This window comes from Brevibacillus thermoruber 423 (assembly GCF_000454065.1).
Lineage (GTDB): Bacteria > Bacillota > Bacilli > Brevibacillales > Brevibacillaceae > Brevibacillus > Brevibacillus thermoruber.
The window spans coordinates 623398-644766 of the sequence record NZ_ATNE01000001.1 but is presented as its reverse complement, the minus strand read 5'-3'; the positions used below and the strand labels follow the sequence as shown (position 1 = coordinate 644766).

Sequence of the window (21369 nt, the reverse complement as noted above, 5' to 3'; positions counted from 1 at the left end):
CAGGGTGCGGCTCTACCCGATGATGGCCAATCTGCGGGACAAACGGTGTCTCGTCGTCGGCGGGGGACACGTGGCGGAACGAAAGATCGGCGGCCTGCTGAACACGGGAGCCGTCGTCACGGTCGTCAGTCCCGCCTGCACGCCGGCGGTCGATTCGTGGGCGGAAGCGGGACGCATTACGCTGCACCGCCGCCCGTTTGTTCCTGACGACGTGCGGGACGCGGTCGTGGTGATCGCAGCCACGGACGATCCCCGCGTCAATCTGGCTGTCCACCGGGCGTGCGGCCCGCACCAGTGGGTCAATGTCGTCGACCGTCCCGACCTGTGCACGTTTACCGTTCCGTCCGTGGTGGAGCGGGGCGATATGCAGATCGCCATTTCCACGGGCGGACACAACCCCGGTCTGGCGAAAAAACTGCGCCGGCAGTTGGAGGAGCGGTTCGGACCGGAGTACGGGGAATACACGGCCTTTTTGGGAGCGATGCGGGACAGGGTGCTCGCGCTCGGACTGAACGAAACACAGCGCCGGGCCGTTCTGGCCGAACTGCTGGACGACCGCTTCCTGCAGTGGACCGCGGCGGGAGAAACAGAGCGGCGCGATCAGGAAGCGGAGCAGGTGATCCGAAACCTGGGGAAACCCTGAGCGAAACGTCATGAACCGGCAGCCCGGACAACGGGTGTACCGGTTCTTTTGCTTTTTCCGGCCAAAGTTGTATAATTTTAGCGATACCTGTTTCATTTCGCAACATATTGGAGGCAAGAACATGGCGAAGATCAAGGTAAAAGGCATCGCGCCGTACCCGGGCTTGCGGGATCTGCTGCTGGACATCGCAAAAGAAGACGACCGGATCGAGATGGATGTGGAAATCGCCGATCTGGAAGAGGCCCTGCCCATTGTGCTGCAGGCCGAGAAGCAAAAGTACGACGTGATTGTCAGCCGCGGCGGAACGGCCCAGCTCATCCGCAAGCACGTGTCCATTCCGGTCGTGGACATCCCCGTCTCCGGCTACGACATCCTGCGCGTTCTCACATTGATCAAGGATTCCAACAGCAAGCCGGCCATCATCGGCTTCCCGGGAATCTGCCAGGGGGCGGCGACCGTCTCCAGCCTGCTCAACCTTGAAATACCCGTTTACCCCGTTCACCATGAGTCTGAAGTCAGAGGCGCGCTGGAGCAGGCGACCAATCAGGGCGCGCAAATCGTACTGGGCGATGTCGTCACGGTGAGGACCGCACAGGAAATGGGCTATCACGGCATCCTCATCACATCCGGCCGCGAGTCCGTCCAGGAGATGTTGACGGAGCTGGTGTACGTCCACGATATCTACATGAAGGGGCAGGAAAAGGCGCGTTTTTACGAGGAACTCCTGCAGCACGACACGACAGGCGTGCTGGCGGTGCGTGCGAACGGCGACATCCTGTACGCGAATCCTGCGGCGCAGGCGTGGCTGGGCAATGCCGACGCGATTCCGCCGGCAGTTGCGTCCCTGCTTTCCGCCGACCAGCCGGACGGCACAACGGTCACAGCAGAACACGTGGCGATACAAGACCGTTTGTGCGATATCCGGATTGCCGCCCGCACAAAGGAGGAACCGGCCGCTTTTGTTCTCTACCTGCAGGAAAGCAAGGGCGTGCCGCCCCAGCCATTTCGGGAGATACAGACGCCGGAGCGGCTGGCCGCGTTTGCGCAGGTGATCGGGTCCAGCCGGGAGATTGCGAAAACGGTAAAGCGGGCCCAGACGTACGCGCAGACGAACAAAAGCGTCTGGCTCACCGGGGAGATGGGCAGCGGCCGCATGCATTTTGCCCAAGCCATCCACGTGGCGAGCAGACAAGGCCGGCACCGATTCTATTCCGTCTGCTGTTCATCCGCAGAGGAAGAGAGGCTGGCGGAAGAACTGTTCGGAACGGAGGAAAAACCAGGTTTGCTTACAACCGCATCAGGAGGAACCCTGTACCTGGAGGAAGCGGACAAGCTGTCTGTTCGCCTGCAGGATCAGTTGGCGGCCGAGCTGCAAAAAGGGGGACGGCTGCGGCTGATTGCCTCCTCCACCCTGTCGCCCGGACAGGTCGCGAAACGAGGCGGCTTTTCCTCTCTTCTGCTCCACCAGCTCGCCGAGTGCCAACTGCGCATTCCTCCGCTGCGGGAACGCGTGGAGGACATTGGGGAATTGGCGCGCGTGCTCATCGCCCATCACAATTCGGCGTACGGCAAGCACATCGTCGGCATCAGGGAAGAGGTAATCGAACGGCTCGCCGAATACGACTGGCCCGGCAACCTGAAAGAATTCGAAAACGTCGTGGAAGAAATGCTGCTGCTGACGGAGGGCCACTATGTGGGCCTGGAAGAATGGCAGGAAGCGTGGCAGCGGTACAGCGCGGAAACACGTGCCGGAAACGGGGGGCTGCCCCTGGGCGGATTGAATCTGGAGGGAACTTGGGAAGAGATTGAACGGCAAATTTTGCTGCACGTGCTGAAAGAAGAAGGCATGAATCAATCACGCGCGGCCAAACGATTGGGCATCAATCGAACAACGCTGTGGCGAAAATTGGGAGGAGTGTTGAAAAAATAAACAGTTTGAATATTGAATCCCCCCTTTGACCCGTCTTATAATGACTATTGAAAGCGATATCAAATAGTTATTGTTTCATTTTTAAACAATAGTACCAAAGGGGGCACTTGCGCATGAAAATTAAAGCATCCATTGAACGGATTCCGGGCGGCATGATGATCGTCCCGCTGCTGCTCGGTGCGGTGATCAATACCGTGTTTCCCGGGGCGGCGAAGACGTTTGGTTCGTTTACAGGTGCGCTTTTGACCGGAGCACTCCCGATTCTGGCTGTCTTCTATGTGTGCATGGGCGCGACCATCGACTTCAAGGCGACGCCGTATATCGCGAAAAAGGGCGGTGCCCTGCTGGCTGCCAAAGTGGGTACGGCTGTCGTGCTTGGCTTTATCGCTGCGAAATTTCTCGGCGAAGGCATGGTTGAAAGCGGATTCTTTGCCGGATTGTCTGTATTGGCGATCGTGGCCGCGATGAACGACACGAACGGCGGCATGTACATGGCGTTGATGGGACAGTTCGGGAAAAAGGAAGACGTCGGGGCGTACTCGATCATGAGCCTGGAGTCGGGGCCGTTCCTGACGATGGTGACGCTGGGTGTGGCAGGTCTTTCCGCCTTTCCCTGGGAAACGCTGGTCGGCGCCATTTTGCCGCTCGTCGTCGGCATGATTCTCGGCAACCTCGACAAAGACATGCGCGACTATCTGGGCAAGGCCGTGCCGGTACTGGTGCCGTTCTTCGCCTTTGCGCTCGGCGCCGGTCTGAACCTTCAGAATGTGTGGAAAGCCGGACTGCTGGGGGTATTGTTGGGAGTGGCGGTGGTCGCCATCACCGGCATCGTGCTCTTTGCCGCAGACAAATTGACTGGCGGCAACGGTATTGCCGGTTTGGCAGCAGCCACCACCGCGGGTAACGCCGTGGGTGTGCCGGCCGCAGTAGCTGCCGCCAATCCCGTGTACGAACCATTGGTGCCGTCGGCAACGGCGCTGATCGCTTCCTGTGTGATCGTGACCGCCATTCTGGCACCGATCGTAACGGCTTGGTGGGCGAAGCGGATCGGCGTCAAAAGCAACACGGCTCAATCATGAGCCATCGAGAAGGAGGGAGTGTCCCGAGGCAGCGGCTCGGGACGCTTCGCTTCGATCGTCAGAGGAAAGAGGCTCCCGGCTGGCTGTTCTGCCTTCCCGCTGCGGCTCGGCGGATGATGTGCGGACGGTGGGGGTAGACAGCCCGGGACGGGAGAAACATGGACAGAAGGCGAGGCAACAGTCATGAGAAAAATAGGCATCATCGCAGACGATCTGACAGGCGCCTCGGATTCAGGCGTTCAGTTTGCGCGGATGGGCTTGGAGACACGCGTTCTTTTTGATTGGAAAAACGCGGCCGCGGAGTGCGTCGACGCGGACGTCGCGGTCATGGATACGGACAGCCGCTCCCTCCCGATACCGGACGCGTACGCCAGGGTGAGGGAAGCGGCGCAGTATTTGCGTGAACTGGAGTTCCAGCATGTTTACAAAAAACTGGATTCGACGCTGCGCGGCAATCTCGGGGCGGAAATTGACGCGGTGATGGACACGATTGCGTTTGATTTCGCCGTCGTCGCCCCGGCCTATCCCAAAATCGGCCGTGTGACGAGAGGCGGGAGACACTTTCTCAACGGGACGCCCATCGACCAGACGGAGATGGCCCGCGATCCCAAATGCCCGGTGAGCGAATCGGACATCCCCAAGCTGCTCGCCTCTCAATCCAAACGGAAAACGGGACTGGTCCCGCTGGCTGTGCTGCGGGAGGGGGAGGAAGCCGTTCGGGCACAGGTGGACAGACTGCGGCAGGACGGCGTGGAAGTGATGGTCTTCGACGCCGAGTCGGACAGCGACATGCAGCGGATTGCGTCAATCATGACGGGGTACCGGGCACGAATCTTGTGGACCGGCTCTGCGGGATTGGCCGATGTTCTTCCCGAGACGCTTGGACTTGCGGGACGCCCCCGGCCGAGGGTGGCGATTGCCCCGGCCGGAAAACCGGTGCTGCTGGTTGCGGGAAGCATCTCGCAAACGACACAGGAGCAGGTGAGGCGCGTTTGCGAAGCGCCGCACGTGGCTCGCGTGGAACTGAATCCCCTCGCCCTGCTGGCAGGGGAGGACGAGCAGCAGCGGGAACTGGAGCGGTGCGTCCGGGAACTGGAGGAAGCGGTCCAGAGCGGACGGGATGCGGCGTTCTATTCCCTCGCCACCTCCGCCCATGTAAAAGGGGCCAAGGAGTTGGGAGAGGCCCGGGGGATGACGGACACGGACATCTCCAACCGGATCGCGGATGCGCTGGGCACCGCCGCCGCCGCCATTGCCGCCCGGCATGACCTGCAGGGGATGATTCTCACCGGAGGAGACACGGCGAAAGCCGTATGCCGCCACTTGGGTGTCAGCGGCATTCAGCTCCTGGACGAGATTGAGCCGGGGATTCCGCTCAGCCGCCTCGTTGGCGCGCACCCGCTGTTTGTCGTCACGAAGGCGGGAGCTTTTGGCACCAATCACACGCTGCTTCATGCGTTACACGTTTTGAAAGGGGATCGGGAACATGAGTAAACCGATTGTAGGCATTACGATGGGCGATGCCGCCGGGATCGGCCCGGAAATTATTGTAAAGGCGCTGGCAGATCCGGCTGTCTATCAGATGTGCCGGCCGCTTGTCATCGGCGACGCGAAAATGTTGGAGCGCGCCAACCGCATCACGGGAGCCGGATTGTCCGTGAGTCGGGTCAGTGATGCGGGCACGGCGAAGTACGAACACGGCGTGATCGACTGCCTCGACCTTGACCTGCTGCCGGAAGACCTGCCGTTTGGACAGGTATCCGCCCAGGCCGGGGACGCCGCGTTCCGCTTCCTGGAAAAGGCGATCGAACTGGCGAAATCCGGGGAGATCGACGCCATCTGCACGGCGCCGCTCAACAAGGAAGCGCTGCACAAGGGCGGGCACATCTACCCGGGTCATACGGAAATACTTGCGGAGCTGACCAATACCAAGGATGTTTCCATGATGCTGTCCGCTCCCAAACTGAGAGTGATCCATGTGACGACCCACGTGGGGCTCATCGATGCGGTGAAAATGATCACGCCGGAGCGGGTCTACAAAGTCATCGTCCTGGCTCATGAGACCTTGAAGAAGGCGGGGATTTCCTCCCCGAAGATAGCCGTTTGCGGAATCAACCCGCACGCGGGCGAAAACGGGTTGTTCGGATACGGCGAAGAAGAGGAAAAAGTGGTGCCCGCGGTTCGGCAGGCGCAGCAGGAGGGCATTGACGTGGTGGGACCGCTCCCGGCTGACACCCTCTTTTTCCGCGCGACGCGGGGAGACTTCGACATTGTCGTCGCGATGTATCACGATCAGGGACACGGCCCTGTCAAGGTGCTCGGCTTGGAAGCCGGTGTGAACATTACCGTGGGGCTTCCGATTATCCGCACCAGCGTCGATCACGGCACAGCGTTCGATATTGCCGGAAAAGGCGTGGCTGACGAGCTGAGCATGAAAGAGGCGATCCGTCAGGCGGTCGAACTGGCGCCGAAACGGGCGTAACGCGCGTGCCGAGGCCGGCTGGCCCAGCCGTGTGGAAGCCAACGGCCAGCCTGGACCGAGGGACAACACGCAGATGGTTACCAGGCTGCGGCACGAGGAATAACAGCCCGGAGGATATCAGGGGATCCGATATCTCCCGGGTTTTTTTTCGTATCCATCATGCGGCGGGGCGCTTTTGTAAGAGAGAATAATCAAAATTGATAGATAATAAAAATGGGTTACAAGATCCTCAGAGGAGAATCCTTTTCGTACGGGCAGGGCGTGGAACAGTACCGGGAAGCGTGAGGGGGGACGGCGGATGAGGTTGGCTCGTTCGTGGATGTTCGTGCCGGGCAGCAGCCGGCGGCGGCTGGACAAGGTGAGGGAGCTGGCGGCTGACATGATCATTTACGATTTGGAAGACGCCGTGCCGCTTCAGGAAAAAGTGGGCGCGCGGGACATGGTGCGCCTGGCGCTGCGGGAAAACGACAGCCGTCTCCAATACGTGCGGGTGAACGACCCGTCCACGCCGTTTTACCTGGACGACCTCAACGGCACGATCGGGCGCGGACTGACGGGCATCGTTCTGCCCAAAGCGGCAAACCGTCAGCAGATTCTCGCTGCGGACGCCCACCTGACGCAGCTTGAGCATCACTTGAATCTGCCGTGCGGCTCGACGGAGATCGTACCCCTTATCGAAACGGCGGCCGGTCTCTACCACGCCTACGACATCGCCTCGGCAAGCCCCCGGGTGAAGCGGCTGGCGTTCGGTTCGGTCGACTTCGCCCTCGATATCGGCGCCCGGCTGACGCGGGAGGGAACAGAACTCTTGTTTGCCCGCTCGCAGTTGGTGGTCATTTCCCGGGCAGCCGGCATCGAACCGCCGATTGACGCCGTCTTCGCGGACGTCAAGGATGCGGAGGGCCTTGCGCATGAGGCCCGCCTTGCGCGGCAGCTCGGGTTTCAGGGCAAGCTGGTGATCCACCCCGACCAGATCCCGATTGTCCACGACGCGTTTTCCCCGACGGCGGAGGAAATCGCGGAGGCGAAAGCGGTCGCCGCCGCCTTTGACGAAGCGCTCGCTTCCGGCAGCGCCGCCATTCAGGTCAACGGCAAGCTGGTCGACTACCCCGTGGCGGAGCGGGCCAAGCGGATCCTCCGGGAGGCGAAAGCGCTGCAGCACCCCCGTACTTGACCCCACGGCCCCGATGTGATACAGTACGGCCAAACGGAAGAGCACTTGTTTTCTAGGGTTCCGCAGCGTTGGCTGGCCTGGTCCGAGAGAAAACACACAGCGGATTGGCTGTGACACGGAGGGATAAAAGCCCGGGAGATATCGTTGTGCCGACGATACCCCCGGGTTTTTTTGCTGCTCCGGAAAAACGAGACCACCAGGATGAAGAGGAGGAGAGAGACGTGAACAGAGATTGGGGAAAGGTGTTCATTGCGGCAGGGTTTGAAGTGTTGTGGGTGATCGGGCTGAAACACGCGTACGATCTTTGGACGTGGCTGGGAACCGCAGCGGCCATTGGCGTCAGCTTTTTCATGATGATCAGGGCCGGCCGGACACTGCCGGTGGGCACCGTCTACGCCGTCTTTGTCGGCATGGGCACGGCCGGCACGGTGTTTGCCGACATCGTCTTTTTCGGCGAGCCGTTTCAGTGGTTGAAAGTGCTCCTTATCCTGCTGCTGTTGGGGGGCGTAGTCGGACTGAAGCTGGTGACCCACGAGAAACCGGAAGAGAAAGCGGAAGGAGGGGAGACGCAATGGCGTGGCTGTATCTGATCGCCGCCGGACTTTTCGAGATGACGGGCGTCGCGATGATCAACAAATGGCACCGCGACCGGACCTGGCTGACGCTGGCGCTGCTGCTCGCCAGTTTCGGGGCCAGCTTTCTGTTTCTCTCCCTCGCGATGGAAACCCTGCCGATGGGAACGGCCTATGCGGTCTGGACCGGCATCGGCGCGGCGGGCGGGGCGATTCTGGGCATGGCCCTGTACGGCGAGTCAACCGATTGGCGCCGGATGCTGTGTATCGGCGTCGTCCTTGCCGCTGCGGTCGGATTGAAGCTGATTTCCTGACCGGGAGAGGGGATGAGGCCCCTCGTTCAACTCGTGCGGATCAACCGCCAGACGAGCCCCCCGGCCGTCATGTACGCGATCCCCGTGATCAGAAACGCAAGACTTGCCCCACCATACCAGTCGGCCGATTCGTGGAGCACCACGCCCATGACGGCCACTCCGAACAGTGCCCCCATCTGCCTGTTGGCATTCAAAATGGCGCCGGCCATATTGGTGTCCGACAGTCCCGACGCCTGCATCACGGCTGCCGTCATCGCCGGAACTGCGACGCCCACCGCCAGATTGACGGCCGCCAGCACGACCGCCAACAGCCAATAGGGGGTGGCCGGGGAGATGGCGACCAACAGCAGCGACCCGATGCCGGCCACGGCGAGTGAGGCGAGCATGGGCAGTCTCGCCCCCAGACGGGGCGTCAGGCGGGCGAACAACAGATTGCCCGCCACGAACACGAGCATCATCGGCAGGAGCTGTACCCCGGCCGCAAAGGGACTGGCTTCCCGCGCCTTTTGCAGAAAGAGGCTCAGCATGAAGGTCCCCCCGAAGAGGCCGAAGTTGATCAAAAAGCCAACCGCATTGGCAGCGGCAAAGCGGGAGTCTCGCCGTAACCGGACGGGAATAATCGGAGCTGCCGCACGGCGCTCCCTGTGCAGGAACAGGATCGCGGCGGCGGCTGCCAGGCAGACCGCACCGATGATCGACGGCGAGGTCCAGCCGTGAGACGGGCCTTCGATCAGGGCATAGAGCCCCGCCAGGGCGATCATTCCCCACGCATGACGGGCCGTATGCAATTCGACCGCTGCGCGGGGCGTCTGAGGCACCACCCGATGCGTCATGAACAGCCCGAGAATCCCGATCGGGAGGTTGATGAAAAAGATGCTCCGCCATCCGCACGCCTCGACCAATACCCCGCCAATGAACGGCCCCAGCCCCGAAGTGACGGAGACGATCGCCGACCAGATGCCAAACATTTTCGCCCGTTTCTTCTCATCCGGATACGCGTAGGCAAGCAGGCTGAGGGAACTGGGCATGAAGAAGGCCGCCCCGACGCCTTGGAGAAGACGGCCCGTCACGAGAATGGCTCCGCTCGGCGCCAAAGCGCACAGCAGGGAGGCCAGGACGAACAGGGTCAATCCCCCCATGTAAACCGTCTTGGCGCCATAACGGTTGGCCAGTGAGCCACCCGCCAGCAGGAGAGAGGCGAAGGACAGAATGTAGCCGTCGACAACCCACGTCAGGCTGGCGAGCGTAATGTCCAGCTTGTTTTGCAAGTCGGCAGCGGCGACATTCACCACGGTCACGTCAAGCGTTGCCATAACAAACCCCATCGCCAGTGCGACCAGCGTCGCCATACCCGTGGACGAGTTCGTTTGCAGCCTGGGTGTGTCCGTCTGCAGATCAGACGCCCGCTGTAACGTCATCTCAGTTCAAACCCCCCTGCCGAAAGCTGCTGTGCGCTTTGCCGCAGTATTGTGGTCCATAGCGATTTGCCGGGTGATCTCCAACAAGGCGCGGACCCGGGAAAACGACAGTCTTTCATAGGTTCCAACATCCTTTATCCATGTGTTGTTGTACCAAGGGGCCCCTTGCGGACTATACTAAATGAAGTGCTATCTGGATAAAAGTACTGATATTTTTTATAGTAACTATAGAGTGGTATAGCGAGGTGAGTAACGGATGGAGAACCCGTTGGATCGCGGCCAGTCCGCGTGCCCGATCGAAAAGATCATGGATGTGTTGGGCGGCAAGTGGACGTTTGTCATACTGCGCGATTTGTTTTACGGTCCCCGCCGCTTCGGCGAATTGCAGCGATCCTTGAAGGAGATAAGCCCCCGAACCTTGTCCCTGCGGCTAAAGGAACTGGAGGAAGCGGGCATTGTCAACCGAACGATCTACTCGGAGATTCCCCCTCACGTGGTCTATTCGTTGACCGAAAAGGGGCTCGCGCTGCGGCCGGTTTTTGACGCGATGAAGGAGTGGGGAGAGACCTGGGGGGTGTAAGGATGGGGAAAACCGCCGATTCCTGCTTTTTCCACGCAAAGCAAGAGGCGTGTCCGTCAACATTTGATCGGACAAGCCAACAGACATCAGGTCTGCAAAGGAGGAAAGCGCATGAAATTCATTGACAATCGAGGAATCACCGATCCCCGCATCAACCTGGCGATCGAGGAATACGCCTTAAAGCACCTGCCCGCCAACGAAGACTACCTGCTGTTTTACATTAACGAACCGTCCATCATCATTGGGAAAAACCAGAATACGATCGAAGAGATCAATGTCGACTACGTCAACGAACACCGGATTCACGTGGTGCGCCGGCTGTCGGGAGGCGGCGCCGTCTATCACGACCTTGGCAACCTCAACTTCAGTTTTATTACCAATGACGACGGGGAGTCCTTTCACAACTTCCGCAAGTTTACCGATCCGGTCGTTCGCGCTCTGCGCCAGATGGGCGTCGACGCGGAGCTGACGGGCCGCAACGACATCCAGGTGGGCGAGCGGAAAATTTCCGGCAACGCCCAGTACGCCGCCAAAGGACGCATGTTCAGCCACGGCACGCTGCTGTTTGACTCCGACCTGGAGCGCGTCGTCTCCGCGCTGAACGTGAATCCCCAGAAAATCCAGTCGAAAGGGATCAAGTCGATTCGCAGCCGGGTCGCCAACATCACGGAATTTCTGCCGCGCACGATGACGATCGAGGAATTCAAGCAGGCGCTGCTCGCCTTCATCTTCGACGGCAAACCGGTGGAGGAATATCCGCTCACCGACGAGGATTGGGCGAACATCCACGAGCTGTCCCGCTCCCGCTACCAGAGTTGGGAGTGGAATTACGGCAAATCGCCGAAAAGCAATTTCCGGCAGTCCCGCCGGTTTGACATCGGGACGGTGGAGGTGCGGTTGGAGATCGAGAAGGGGCGCATCAAGGAAGCCAAAATCTACGGGGACTTCTTCGGAATGAGGGACGTGTCCGAAATCGAGGCCATGCTTCGCGGTGTGCCGTACGACAAGCAGGCGGTGGCGGATGTGCTCGCTCGCATCGACATCGAGCCGTTTTTCGGAAAATGGTCGCGCGAGGAGCTGCTGTCCCTGTTTTTCTAGCGAAACCATTCGAAAGGTTACAAGGCAAAGAAACCCTCTCCTCCCTCGTGAAAAGGGGGACGAGAGGGTTTGTGCTGCGGCGGGTTTGGGGAAAGGCCGCGACACGGGAGGCCAGGGGGCCGGCGGGAATCACGCCGACGCCTGCTCGTTTGTTTTTCCCATCGATCGTTTCGCGATCTTGTTTGCCACCAGCGTAACCAGGAACGAACTGACGAGCCCGCCGGCCATGGCAATGGCAAATCCGGCGATGTTGTTGGACAGCAAAGGGGCCACGACGGAGGGGACATACGCCGTTCCCCTGACGCCGAACATGCCTGCCAGCATGCCGGCCAACCCGGCGGAGCCGATGGCCCCGGCAAAGACGATGCGGTTGGCAAACATGAACGGGTAGGCGGCCTCCACAAACGTGCCGAAGCCCATGTTGATCAAAAAGCCGGGGGCGGCCACCGCCGCTTCGCTCTTTTCCCGCGGCGAGACGATGTTGGCCAGCGTGATTCCCGCGGACACCATAACCAGCCCGACCATGTCGACGGCGCCCAGGAAGCTGTTCCCCGTTTTCTCCATTTCCAAAAGGACGATTGGCAGGATGGCGGCATGGTAGACGCCGCCGAGGATCGCCGGCCAGATCAGGAGACCGGCAATCAGTCCGGCGAGAACGGGACTGTAGCCCACCGCGCTTTCGATCAGCACCTTGATCAGTTCCCCCGCCTGCAGGGCGACGGGGGCGAACAGGAAGTGGACGGCCAGGCCGGCCGCCAGCCCCGACACGCCGCCGGCGATAATGTTGACCGTCGTCGCCGGGAAGCGCCATTCGACGCACGTGCGAAACAGCAGATGGACGAGAACCCCGGCGCCGATGCCGCCGATCATGCCGCCGATGATCCCGCCGTCCACGGACAGAACGCCCGCCAGGACACCGGCGACGACGGAGACTTCCTCCATCTCGGCCACCTGCTTGGCGGCCACCGCCGCGACGACGACGGGAAGCGCCTTGATCAGCAGGTCGAAGACACCCTGCAGCGCCTCCAGGCCGGGAACCTTGCCCAGCGCGAGAATGACCGCCATGGCGATAAAGCCGGGAAGCGACGCCATCATGATCCCTCTGACGTTGATCCGCTTCCACGGCTGTCCGTCCGGGATGGCGCCGCTCTTTCCGGTCGTTCCGATCACCGGGCGGTAGTTGATCCCCCAGTGTTTGCTCAAAGCGGCGACGAAGCTGACCGCCCTCGTCCGGTTGGTGGTTCCCGTCGTGCCGGAGGAGGCGATCACGTTGGCCCCTTTCGCGCTGACCAGGGCCATTGACGTGCCGCCCGTTCCGACGATCGGAACGCCCCGTTCAACAGCCGCCTCAATCGCCAGCCGGTTCGCCCCGTCCGGGTCCGCGCTCATCAGGATCAGGCCGTCAATCTCACCCCGCCGGATGTCGGCAGCGATCTGTTCATCCAGTTCCCGCACATGCCGGTTGCACGCCTCCAGCGTGCCGGCGAAAAGCACGGCGGGCGCCTCGCCGTCCCATCCGAATACCGAGGCGCCGGTGTCGCTGCCCGCCATGTCCATGGACCCTTGGGCGGCGATGAACTGCACCGCCCGAATGCGCAGGCCGGCCGCTGCCGCCTGTACGGCGATTTCTTCCAGCAGCTTGTCCGGCTCTTTTCCGCCCAGATTGTACAAGTTTCCCCCGCTGCTCCCGAGGATCGCGATCGTTTTCATCCCAAAATGTCCTCCCGTTTTCTTTGCTGCTGCTTTCCTTTGGTAAAGTGATATAGGATTACTTTATAAAAGAATGCCGGAAGATTCAACCGATTTTCGCGCGTTTCATGCATGAAAAAGAACCTCCCGGTAAGGGGAGGTTCAGCGCCGGATGGAACTTCGCGGTTCACATCCGGGAAAAACGTGTTGCTGTCCAGACCCGTCAAAAGAGGTGTGGTGTGGCCGCCGTTACGCCGAGATGGCCGGCGATTTCCCGTCCGACGGGGCAGGCGGATGAAACTCGTTTTCGTGCTTGGCGATGACTACCGCAGCCACGCCGTTGCCGATCAGGTTGGTGATGGCGCGCGCTTCCGACATGAAGCGGTCGACGCCGAGCAGGAGCGCGATGCCCTCGACCGGGATCATCGGGAACGCGGCCAGCGTTGCCGCCAGGGTGATGAAGCCGGAGCCGGTGACGCCGGCCGCCCCTTTGGACGTGAGCATCAAGACGCCGAGCAGGGTCAACTGCTGCCAGATGGACAGGTCGACGCCGTACGCCTGCGCGATGAACAGGGCCGCCATGGAGAGATAAATGGACGTGCCGTCCAGGTTGAACGAGTAGCCGGTCGGCACGACCAGACCGACGACCGATTTGGAACAGCCGTATTTTTCCAGGCGCTCCATCATGCGGGGCAGTGCCGATTCGGACGACGACGTGCCAAGCACCAGCAGGATTTCTTCGCGAATGTATTTGATGAACGAGAAGATGCTGAAGTTGTAGAAGCGGGCAATCAGCCCCAGCACCACGACGATGAACAGGAACATCGTGATGTAGACCGAACCCATCAGCAGGCCCAGTCTCTTCAGGGAGTCGATGCCGAAGGTGCCGATGGTGTAGGCCATCGCCCCGAATGCCGCGAGCGGGGAGACTTTCATGATCATGTTGACGACGCCGAAGAACCCGTGCGCCAGCTTGTCAAACAGGTTGATCACCGGCTGGGCGGCGGAGCCCAAGGCTGCGAGAGACAGGCCGAACAGGACGGCGAAAAACAGGATGGGCAGCAGTTCGCCTTTGGCCATGGCGTTGACGACGTTGTCCGGAATGATTCCGACGAAGAAGTCGATAAAGCCGTGGCTGGTTTCCTCGGCCGCCTTGGTGTACTTGGAGATGTCGGCGCCGCTGAGGCCGGTCTTGTCGAAGCCGACGCCCGGCTTGATGATGTTGACCACCAGGAGGCCGATGGCGAGCGCGATCGTGGTAACGATTTCAAAATAAATCAGCGCCTTGCCGCCGATTTTCCCCACCTTCTTCATGTCGCCCATGCCGGCGATGCCGTTGACGACGGTGAAGAAGACGATCGGCGGGATCACCATCTTGATCAACTTGACGAACACGTCGGCCAACACTTTCAGATCAGACCCGAACTTGGGCGCATAATGGCCGACGATAATCCCGAGGATAATGGCGATCACGACCTGCACGGTCAGGTTTTTAAAATTGATCCGCATAAGTCCCCTTCCTTTCCGTATGATGAAAGCGCTTTACATTCTCTGTATTTGCATTCTAAAGAATTGATGGAATATTGGAAACGATACGGTCATATTGGTTGTTTTGGTCTTTTTGGTCACGGACAACACGGAGCGCGGATCAGGGGCCAGCAAAAGGCCCTTGGCCTGCCGGTCCGGCAAGCCAAGGGCTGTATGGGTTTCGGTGTCTGTCCAGTCGTCAGCGGCCGGCACTGCCCGCTGCCGCATCGCGTGCGGAAGAGGAGGGTGCTGCGGCTTCCTCCAGCCACTGTCTGTACCGGTTCCAAGCCTCTTGGGAATCAAGCGCCTGGCGGGCCGCCGCCACGCCGTCATCCAACGTCGGGACGCGTCCGGTGATCCACAGCCGCAGGGCGCTGTTTACGAGCACCGTGTTGCGGTAGGCAGGTTCCGCCGTTCCGTTCAGCACCGCTTCCGCCGTCTGCCATTGCAGCTCCGGCGTCCAGTCGGTTTCCGGCGCTTCCGCCTGCAGGCCCAGCGAGGACGGATCGACGACAAAGGGACGGCAGCTGCCGTTTTCCACGATCAAGGTGCGGGTCGGTTTGGCGGCGGACACGTCTTCGGAACCTTCCATGCCCTGCACGACGATTCCCCGTTCCACTCCGAGGCGGAGCAGCAGTTCCGCCACCTTTTCAAATACCGTGCCGTGGAAGATGCCGATGGCCATGTACGGAGAGTCGGCTACCCGCAGCAGCTTTTCCACCGTGTTGAACAGGGTGCGGACGCCAAGTTCCAGCCGCAGGGGCCGCAGATTGCGCAGTGCGGGACACCACGCTTCCGTGGGGACGAACAAGACGCCGCTGCGCTCGGCTGCCGACAAAAGCGCCTGCCTGTCGGCGGCATCCGCGGACACGCCTGCGGCCTTCAGCACATCCGTCAGCGTGATGCCCCACTTGGGCGGCAGGGAAGGACTGCCGTGCAGGGTGACCCGCTGTCCGCAAGCGGCCAGCACAAAGGCGGCAGGGAACGTGGCCATGAACGATTTTCGCCGACCGTCGTAGGGGCCGGCACAATCGAGACTGTCCGGAAACGAGACGGGCGAAACAGTCCGCCGGAACACCTCCACAAACGCCGCCAATTCGTCCAGCGACTCCATTTTGATCCGCTCGGCCATCAGAAACGCGCCCATCTGCGCGGGCGTCGCGCTGCCGTTGAGAAACATCTCCGCCGCTGCTGCAGCCTGCTCGTACGTCAAGTCTTTTGCGCCGCGTTTGCCGCGTCCCACTTCTTTCAACAGCTCAAACATCGTGTCCGTCACCTCTCCCGAATCAGTCGGCATCCGCGGACTACCATGGATCGTGCCGCATCCGCCCTTGTTTGCGTTCGTTCATCGTATGTCTGCGCAGCACATGCGCATAACTTCCGGCATGTTTTTTGGCGTGCGCAAGACAGAATGCCGCCACTCCCCGTTCCGTCCAAGGTCCGCGGCCGAGGCTGTCGTTTGTCCTGCATCCGCAACAGCGGGGGGAAAGAGGAACGACAGACACGGTATCGCTGCGAGAAGACGGGAAACGAGACGGCGAAGACGATGGCGTTATACATGATTAGTATACTGGAAAGCCCTTCCTTTTGAGAAGCCGCACGACGGACTGAACGGGTTGCCGCCACCAGTGCGATCATCAAAAAATCACGATTAATCACGAACCGTTTTCATCTTGCCCACACGAAATGACTTTGCTAAGAGATGGAGGGTACTCCATGAATTCAATTGCAAGTATGAGCAGACTCGAACTGTTCAGTATGCGAAGCGCCTTGACGGTTTTTCATGGATACAGAGGCAAGGAGACGCTTGATGAATTTATCGAGATGATGGCAAACGCGTAAAGAGCCGGTAAGGTCGCTTCCTTATACGACAGTCAAGTATTGACAGGATGATGATAAAGCGACCTTTCCCAACAGCAGATGCGTACTTGAGGGTCAGACATTCTCGGTATATGTGGACGTTCTGCTTGCGGAGCGTCCTTTTTACATGCTGAATTCCAGGCCGATCCGGCGGCGACCCGGGGACTGTAAAAACGGGGAAACCAGCAGGACAACAAACGAATCGGGCGGAACAACCAACGGGAACCCCGGTACCGCGTTTGACATGAAACCAAAAGGTGTCATAAAATCAAAAAGGAAACCATTTGGGTTCCAATCGCGAACATGAACCTCGATCGGGTTCGCCCTCAGGAAAAAGGGAAGCACACATACCAGGAGGTACGACAATGGAGAACAAGACCCCGCAAACCCTTCCGGACATTCGACACACCCAGGTGTTCCATGCTCCGATCCAGAAAGTGTGGGAAGCCGTTGCCACGGCGGAAGGTCTCGCCGCATGGTTCATGCCGAACGACTTTCAACCTGTGGTCGGCCACGCGTTTCACTTGAATGCCGGTCCGTTCGGCATGTCCCCCTGCAAGGTGACGGAAGTGGATCCCCCCAACCGTCTTTCGTTTCGCTGGGGGAAAGACTGGATCATTACGTTTGAACTGAAAGACCTTGGCGGGAAAACGGAGTTTACGCTGATCCACTCCGGCTGGAATCCCGACACCGTTACGGAATTCGGCGAACCGCATACAATCGTGCGCGACCGCATGAATCAGGGCTGGACCGGGCTTATCCAAAAACTGGGCGCGCATGTCGAGGGCTGACATGGCTGCTTCGCCGTCCAGACATGACGTCTTTCAGGCCATCGCTGATCCTACGCGCCGCCAACTGCTGAGATTGCTGGGGGATCAGGAAATGTCTGTCACCGTCATCAGCGGACACTTTCCGATGAGCCGGACGGCCGTTTCCAAACATCTGCGCATTTTGGCCGAAGCCGGCCTGGTCAAAGGGAGGAAAGTCGGCCGGGAGACGCGCTACCGGCTTGATCCGGAACCGCTGCTCGAATTGAAGCAGTGGCTCGCGTATTACGAGCGGTTTTGGGAGAACAAGATGGCGATGCTCAAACACTACGTGGAGTCCGGCAAATTGGACGGCGCCGAGCCCGCAGCCTCGCTGAAAGCGGTCCAGCCGACGAAAAAGGAATAACCGCGCAGCCATTTGGCGCTGCGCCTGCCGCTGTGAAGACAGTCTAAGACGGTTCCTTCCCCGTTTTAGCCTGTCTTTTTTCGTTGGGAAAACGGCGCCTTTCCCTGGGGCCAAACGGGTGGGACGTGTTCATCGCTGCTCGTGCAGCTTGCTGATCTCGTCCATCAGCGCCGGACCGATCACCGGGGCGAACGTCTCGTACACCGGCTGCAGCGCCTGCCGCCAGACGGCCTGCTCCTGCGGCGTCAGCACGTGTATCTCCATGCTGCTCTCTTTGGTCAACTGCTTCCACTGCTGCTCGTTCATGGAGACGGCTATTTGGTAGCTGTAGGCCGTCGCCTCCTCCAACGCCTCGGCGATCACGCGCTGTACGTCGGCGGGAAGCTCCTCCCAGAACGATTTGTTGATGATCACGGCGTAGCCCAGATAGCCGTGGTTGCTGACGGTCATGTACTTCTGCACCTGGTAGAGACGCTTGCTGTAGATGTTGGAAATGGTGTTTTCCTGGCCGTCCACTTCGCCGTTCGCCAGCTTGCGGTAGACGTCGTTGAACGGAGCCCCCTGGGCTGTCGCCCCCAGCGCGCGAAACTGCGCTTCCAGCACGGGGCTTTGAATGATGCGGAAACGCTGGCCGGCGAAGTCCTGCGGCGTGCGGATCGGCTTGTGGCTGGTCATCTGCTTGAAGCCGTTGCTCCAAAAGGCCATCCCCTTCATGTTCAGCGGCTCCAGCGTCTCAAACAGCATCCGGCCGATCTTCCCGTGAAACGCCTGCTCCACGTCCTGCTGGTCGCGAAACACGTAGGGCAGATCCAGCACCGACCACGCCGGAATCCGGTTGGCCAGATTGGAAAAGGCGGGGGCGATCATCTGGATGTCGCCGCGCTGCAGCGCGTCCATCTCCGTCTTGTCGGAGTGGAGGATGCCGTTGGGAAACACCTGCACTTCCACCCGGCCGTTCGTCTTTTCCTTGACCAGTTGGGAAAAGCGTTCCACGGCCAGGCCCTTGGGCGTATTTTCCGCCACCACATGGCTGAACTTGATGATGATTCGCTCGTTCAGCCCTTCCTGCTCCTCGTCGTACCCCAGCGCCGCAAACGGCAGGTCGCTGCGAAAGCCGATGATCACGGCGCTGAGCAGGCCGAGCAGGACGAACACGACAATGCTTGCGAACGATCTCATGGGCCGACACCTGCTCTATGATCAGTTGATTTGCTCCACGTACTGTACCAAAATATATGGTAGCAGGCAAACCCCCCGGAAAGGAAGAACACACCTGTTCAAACGTCTGAAAATTAAGTGGAAGATCATGCTGCTGTCGGTCGGCATCGTGCTCTTTTCCCTCTTGATCGGCGGCATCATCATCATGGGCAGCATCATTCGCCTGACCGAAGCGGAGTTGGGACAGCGGCTGATGACCACGGCGCGGACGGTGGCGGAAATCCCGCTGATCCAGAAAAGCATCCAGGAGCCGGACGGCTGGCGGATCATCGCTCCGACGGCGCGGCGGATCCGCATCGTCAACGACGTGACGTACGTGGTGGTCATGGACATGAACCGGGTCCGCTATTCCGATCCGCTGGACGAGCGCATCGGCACCGTCTTTCTCGGCAAAGACGCGGAGGAGGCGTTTGCCGAACACACCTACATCCGCAAGGTGCGGGGAGAGCTGGGAACGGCGCTCAGGGCCTACGTGCCGATCATGAACGCCGAGCACCAGCAGGTGGGCGTGGTCATGGTGGGCCATCTGCTGCCGAGCATCCCGCAGATCCTCTACGACCAGCGGGAAAACATCGCGATCACGTTTTTTCTCTCCCTGCTGTTCGGCATCTGGGGGTCGTACCGGCTCGCCCGCCACATGAAACGGCAGATGCTCAACCTGGAGCCGGAGGAACTCGCCCGCATGCTGGTAGAGCGCACCGCCACGTTTCACGCCATGCGGGAGGGCGTCATCGCGATCGACACGCATGAGCGGATCACCATTTTCAACGACAAGGCCAAGCAGATTTTCAACATCGAAGGCGATGTGCTGGGGAGGCCGATCCGCGAGGTGATTCCCGACACCGCGCTGCCGGAAGTGCTGGAGAAGCAGCAAAACTTTTACGACCACGAACTGCACGTCGGAGGCGCGCTGATCTGGTCTAACCGCTTCCTGATCAAGACGGACGGGAAAGTGGTCGGGGCCCTCGCCATCTTCCAGGACCGGACCGAAGTGGCGCGGATGGCGGAAGAGCTGACCGGCGTCAAGGCGTTCGTCGACGCGCTTCGCGTGCAAAACCACGAGTACATGAACAAGCTGCACACGATCGCAGGACTCCTGCAGTTGAATCAGAAGGAAAAGGCGCTGCAGTACCTGTTTGAAATCAGTGAACAGCAGGAAGAACTGACTGCGTTTCTGTCGGCCAAGATCGCGGATGAAAGCGTTTCCGGCCTGCTCTTGGGTAAGGTGAGCCGAGGCAAGGAACTGGGCATCCGCGTCGTCATCGACCGGCGCAGCAACCTGGAGCGCTTTCCGCCGTACATGGACCACCACAACTTCGTGCTGATCCTCGGCAATCTGATCGAAAACGCGTTTGACGCCCTGGAGCAGGCGGACCGGGACGACAAGGAGGTCTACATCAGCATCGAGCAGGACGACGACATCTGCTCCATCCTGGTGGAAGACAACGGCATCGGCATGGATGACGAGACCCGGCGGCAAATGCTGGAGCGCGGCTTCTCCACCAAGGCGGGGAAGAACCGCGGCCTGGGCCTCTACCTGGTGCAGCAGTTGGTGGCGAAGGGGCGGGGCGAGCTGAGCTGCCAGTCGCAGCCCGGCGAAGGCACCAGCTTTTTGATTACCTTTCCGATGAAGGAGGCGGAAGCGTAGATGGCCAACCCATTTCGCGTGGTCGTCATCGAGGACGACCCGATGGTGCAGGAAGTCAACCGGCAGTTTATCGAGCGGGTGCCGTCCTTCCGCGTGGTCGGCGCGGCCTCCAACGGAGCGGAGGGGCTGGCTCTGGTGGAACAATTGAAGCCCGATCTGGTGATCATGGACATTTTCATGCCCGTGCTGGACGGCGTGCGCACCCTGCAGAAACTGCGCACCGCCAACCAGGCGGTGGACGTGATCGTAATCACGGCGGCGAAGGACAAGCCCACGATCCAGGCGATGCTCCGCAACGGCGCGATGGATTACATCATCAAGCCGTTCAAGTTCGAGCGCATCCAGCAGGCGTTGGAAAACTACCGGGCGTTTCGCCAGCAGTTGGAGCAGGAGGGCACCGTCTCCCAGGCGGAGGTGGATCAGCTCTTGTTCCGCAAGGCGGCGAAAAGCGCCCGGGAGGAGGAGCCGCTGCCCAAAGGGCTGCACATGCATACGCTGGAGCAGATTGTCCGCCATCTGCGCGAGGAAAAGCAGCCGCTGTCGGCGGAAGAGGTGGCGGAGCGGGTCGGCATCGCCCGGGTGACGGCGCGCCGCTACCTCGAATACCTGGAAAAGAGCGGACGGGTGAAACGGGACGTGGCTTACGGCGGCGTCGGCCGGCCGACCAACCGGTATGTGCTGGTGTGACGGACCCGGGAAGCGCAGCGCGACAGCCGAAGGGGAGCGGCAGACGGATGATCGACGGAGCCCCCTGTTTCCGGATGGAATCGACGAGCTTCCCTTCCGCCTGCAGGTGAAGCTCCTGACCGTGCTCCCGGTCATGCAGGAAATGTTTGAGGAAGCGGAGAAACAGTTTCTGGAGGTTCCGCACCGAAAGCGGTTCGCCGGTGAATCGGGATGAGGATGAAACCCTCGCTTCCCCATCGGTGTAATTTTTGTAATATTCAAAATAAATTGATACTCA

At 60.3% G+C, this 21369-nt stretch carries 20 protein-coding genes and 1 riboswitch; of the genes, 15 read left to right on the top strand and 5 right to left on the bottom strand.

The window, feature by feature from the left end; translation table 11 throughout:
- The first annotated feature begins 4 nt into the window (after positions 1-4).
- The 8 genes from M516_RS0103080 to M516_RS0103045 all read left to right on the top strand — a co-directional run bounded on the left by M516_RS0103080 (position 5) and on the right by M516_RS0103045 (position 8194).
- Positions 5-643: a precorrin-2 dehydrogenase/sirohydrochlorin ferrochelatase family protein gene (locus tag M516_RS0103080; protein ID WP_029097829.1), complete on the top strand. Its 639-nt coding sequence runs from the start codon at positions 5-7 to the stop codon at positions 641-643.
- 121 nt (positions 644-764) lie between these two features.
- Positions 765-2573 (top strand): sigma-54-dependent Fis family transcriptional regulator, encoded by a 1809-nt coding sequence (locus M516_RS0103075; protein ID WP_035288611.1) that lies wholly within the window; start codon positions 765-767, stop codon positions 2571-2573.
- Between the two features lie 113 nt (positions 2574-2686).
- The gene (locus M516_RS0103070; RefSeq protein ID WP_029097827.1) at positions 2687-3652 is read left to right on the top strand and encodes a 2-keto-3-deoxygluconate permease; all 966 of its coding nucleotides are present in this window, start codon (positions 2687-2689) and stop codon (positions 3650-3652) included.
- A gap of 183 nt (positions 3653-3835) precedes the next feature.
- A complete protein-coding gene (locus tag M516_RS0103065; protein WP_029097826.1) occupies positions 3836-5146 on the top strand; it encodes a four-carbon acid sugar kinase family protein in 1311 nt (436 codons plus the stop codon).
- Positions 5139-6134: a 4-hydroxythreonine-4-phosphate dehydrogenase PdxA gene (pdxA, locus tag M516_RS0103060; protein WP_029097825.1), complete on the top strand. Its 996-nt coding sequence runs from the start codon at positions 5139-5141 to the stop codon at positions 6132-6134. Before M516_RS0103065 ends, pdxA begins: the two co-directional genes overlap by 8 nt.
- A 298-nt stretch (positions 6135-6432) precedes the next feature.
- On the top strand, positions 6433-7308 hold the full coding sequence (locus M516_RS0103055) for an HpcH/HpaI aldolase/citrate lyase family protein (protein WP_029097824.1): 876 nt from the start codon (positions 6433-6435) through the stop codon (positions 7306-7308).
- A gap of 41 nt (positions 7309-7349) precedes the next feature.
- A riboswitch (guanidine-I (ykkC/yxkD leader) is annotated at positions 7350-7448 on the top strand.
- A gap of 81 nt (positions 7449-7529) precedes the next feature.
- Entirely contained in the window at positions 7530-7898 is a 369-nt protein-coding gene (locus M516_RS0103050) for a DMT family transporter (protein WP_029097823.1), read from the top strand.
- Positions 7880-8194 carry a DMT family transporter gene (locus M516_RS0103045; RefSeq protein WP_029097822.1) on the top strand — a complete coding sequence of 105 codons (315 nt, stop codon included), beginning with the start codon at positions 7880-7882 and terminating at the stop codon, positions 8192-8194. The genes M516_RS0103050 and M516_RS0103045 overlap by 19 nt, the downstream gene beginning before the upstream one ends.
- A 26-nt stretch (positions 8195-8220) precedes the next feature.
- On the opposite strand, the gene M516_RS0103040 is transcribed toward M516_RS0103045, so the two are convergent.
- The gene (locus M516_RS0103040) at positions 8221-9612 is read right to left on the bottom strand and encodes an MFS transporter (protein ID WP_051188076.1); all 1392 of its coding nucleotides are present in this window, start codon (positions 9610-9612) and stop codon (positions 8221-8223) included.
- Positions 9613-9868: 256 nt separating this feature from the next.
- On the opposite strand from M516_RS0103040, the gene M516_RS0103035 reads away from it, so the two are divergent.
- The gene (locus M516_RS0103035; RefSeq protein ID WP_029097820.1) at positions 9869-10192 is read left to right on the top strand and encodes a winged helix-turn-helix transcriptional regulator; all 324 of its coding nucleotides are present in this window, start codon (positions 9869-9871) and stop codon (positions 10190-10192) included.
- A gap of 111 nt (positions 10193-10303) precedes the next feature.
- On the top strand, positions 10304-11290 hold the full coding sequence (locus M516_RS0103030; RefSeq protein WP_029097819.1) for a lipoate--protein ligase: 987 nt from the start codon (positions 10304-10306) through the stop codon (positions 11288-11290).
- A gap of 129 nt (positions 11291-11419) precedes the next feature.
- On the opposite strand, the gene M516_RS0103025 is transcribed toward M516_RS0103030, so the two are convergent.
- The 3 genes from M516_RS0103025 to M516_RS22595 all read right to left on the bottom strand — a co-directional run bounded on the left by M516_RS0103025 (position 11420) and on the right by M516_RS22595 (position 15803).
- Positions 11420-13000 carry a PTS sugar transporter gene (locus M516_RS0103025; RefSeq protein WP_029097818.1) on the bottom strand — a complete coding sequence of 527 codons (1581 nt, stop codon included), beginning with the start codon at positions 12998-13000 and terminating at the stop codon, positions 11420-11422.
- 228 nt (positions 13001-13228) lie between these two features.
- Entirely contained in the window at positions 13229-14488 is a 1260-nt protein-coding gene (locus tag M516_RS0103015) for a dicarboxylate/amino acid:cation symporter (RefSeq protein WP_029097817.1), read from the bottom strand.
- Positions 14489-14705: 217 nt separating this feature from the next.
- Complete coding sequence (locus M516_RS22595) at positions 14706-15803, bottom strand: anthranilate phosphoribosyltransferase (RefSeq protein WP_051188075.1); 1098 nt, start codon at positions 15801-15803, stop codon at positions 14706-14708.
- A 928-nt stretch (positions 15804-16731) separates the two neighbouring features.
- Here M516_RS22595 and M516_RS0102995 point away from each other — a divergent pair.
- Together M516_RS0102995 and M516_RS0102990 are read left to right on the top strand one after the other, a co-directional pair.
- Complete coding sequence (locus M516_RS0102995) at positions 16732-17157, top strand: SRPBCC family protein (protein ID WP_029097815.1); 426 nt, start codon at positions 16732-16734, stop codon at positions 17155-17157.
- A gap of 1 nt (position 17158) precedes the next feature.
- On the top strand, positions 17159-17539 hold the full coding sequence (locus M516_RS0102990) for an ArsR/SmtB family transcription factor (protein WP_035288605.1): 381 nt from the start codon (positions 17159-17161) through the stop codon (positions 17537-17539).
- Positions 17540-17668: 129 nt separating this feature from the next.
- On the opposite strand, the gene M516_RS0102985 is transcribed toward M516_RS0102990, so the two are convergent.
- Positions 17669-18718 (bottom strand): DctP family TRAP transporter solute-binding subunit, encoded by a 1050-nt coding sequence (locus tag M516_RS0102985; RefSeq protein WP_029097813.1) that lies wholly within the window; start codon positions 18716-18718, stop codon positions 17669-17671.
- Positions 18719-18845: 127 nt separating this feature from the next.
- Here M516_RS0102985 and M516_RS0102980 point away from each other — a divergent pair, with 127 nt between their 5' ends.
- The 3 genes from M516_RS0102980 to M516_RS0102970 are packed head-to-tail and all read left to right on the top strand — an operon-like array spanning position 18846 to position 21306.
- Entirely contained in the window at positions 18846-20405 is a 1560-nt protein-coding gene (locus M516_RS0102980) for an ATP-binding protein (RefSeq protein ID WP_044898303.1), read from the top strand.
- Positions 20406-21092 carry a response regulator gene (locus M516_RS0102975; protein WP_029097811.1) on the top strand — a complete coding sequence of 229 codons (687 nt, stop codon included), beginning with the start codon at positions 20406-20408 and terminating at the stop codon, positions 21090-21092.
- Positions 21079-21306, top strand: coding sequence for a hypothetical protein (locus M516_RS0102970; protein WP_029097810.1), 228 nt, complete (start codon positions 21079-21081; stop codon positions 21304-21306). The genes M516_RS0102975 and M516_RS0102970 overlap by 14 nt, the downstream gene beginning before the upstream one ends.
- The last annotated feature ends 63 nt before the right edge of the window (positions 21307-21369 follow it).

Excerpts from the sequence above, each read along its gene's own strand:
- M516_RS0103075 (WP_035288611.1), top strand. The coding sequence starts at position 765 with ATGGCGAAGATCAAGGTAAAAGGCATCGCGCCGTACCCGGGCTTGCGG.
- M516_RS0103070 (WP_029097827.1), top strand. The coding sequence starts at position 2,687 with ATGAAAATTAAAGCATCCATTGAACGGATTCCGGGCGGCATGATGATC.
- M516_RS0103065 (WP_029097826.1), top strand. The coding sequence starts at position 3,836 with ATGAGAAAAATAGGCATCATCGCAGACGATCTGACAGGCGCCTCGGAT.
- pdxA (WP_029097825.1), top strand. The coding sequence starts at position 5,139 with ATGAGTAAACCGATTGTAGGCATTACGATGGGCGATGCCGCCGGGATC.
- M516_RS0103055 (WP_029097824.1), top strand. The coding sequence starts at position 6,433 with ATGAGGTTGGCTCGTTCGTGGATGTTCGTGCCGGGCAGCAGCCGGCGG.
- M516_RS0103045 (WP_029097822.1), top strand. The coding sequence starts at position 7,880 with ATGGCGTGGCTGTATCTGATCGCCGCCGGACTTTTCGAGATGACGGGC.
- M516_RS0103040 (WP_051188076.1), bottom strand. The coding sequence starts at position 9,612 with ATGACGTTACAGCGGGCGTCTGATCTGCAGACGGACACACCCAGGCTG.
- M516_RS0103035 (WP_029097820.1), top strand. The coding sequence starts at position 9,869 with ATGGAGAACCCGTTGGATCGCGGCCAGTCCGCGTGCCCGATCGAAAAG.
- M516_RS0103030 (WP_029097819.1), top strand. The coding sequence starts at position 10,304 with ATGAAATTCATTGACAATCGAGGAATCACCGATCCCCGCATCAACCTG.
- M516_RS0103025 (WP_029097818.1), bottom strand. The coding sequence starts at position 13,000 with ATGAAAACGATCGCGATCCTCGGGAGCAGCGGGGGAAACTTGTACAAT.
- M516_RS0103015 (WP_029097817.1), bottom strand. The coding sequence starts at position 14,488 with ATGCGGATCAATTTTAAAAACCTGACCGTGCAGGTCGTGATCGCCATT.
- M516_RS22595 (WP_051188075.1), bottom strand. The coding sequence starts at position 15,803 with ATGCCGACTGATTCGGGAGAGGTGACGGACACGATGTTTGAGCTGTTG.
- M516_RS0102995 (WP_029097815.1), top strand. The coding sequence starts at position 16,732 with ATGGAGAACAAGACCCCGCAAACCCTTCCGGACATTCGACACACCCAG.
- M516_RS0102990 (WP_035288605.1), top strand. The coding sequence starts at position 17,159 with ATGGCTGCTTCGCCGTCCAGACATGACGTCTTTCAGGCCATCGCTGAT.
- M516_RS0102985 (WP_029097813.1), bottom strand. The coding sequence starts at position 18,718 with ATGAGATCGTTCGCAAGCATTGTCGTGTTCGTCCTGCTCGGCCTGCTC.
- M516_RS0102980 (WP_044898303.1), top strand. The coding sequence starts at position 18,846 with ATGCTGCTGTCGGTCGGCATCGTGCTCTTTTCCCTCTTGATCGGCGGC.
- M516_RS0102975 (WP_029097811.1), top strand. The coding sequence starts at position 20,406 with ATGGCCAACCCATTTCGCGTGGTCGTCATCGAGGACGACCCGATGGTG.
- M516_RS0102970 (WP_029097810.1), top strand. The coding sequence starts at position 21,079 with ATGTGCTGGTGTGACGGACCCGGGAAGCGCAGCGCGACAGCCGAAGGG.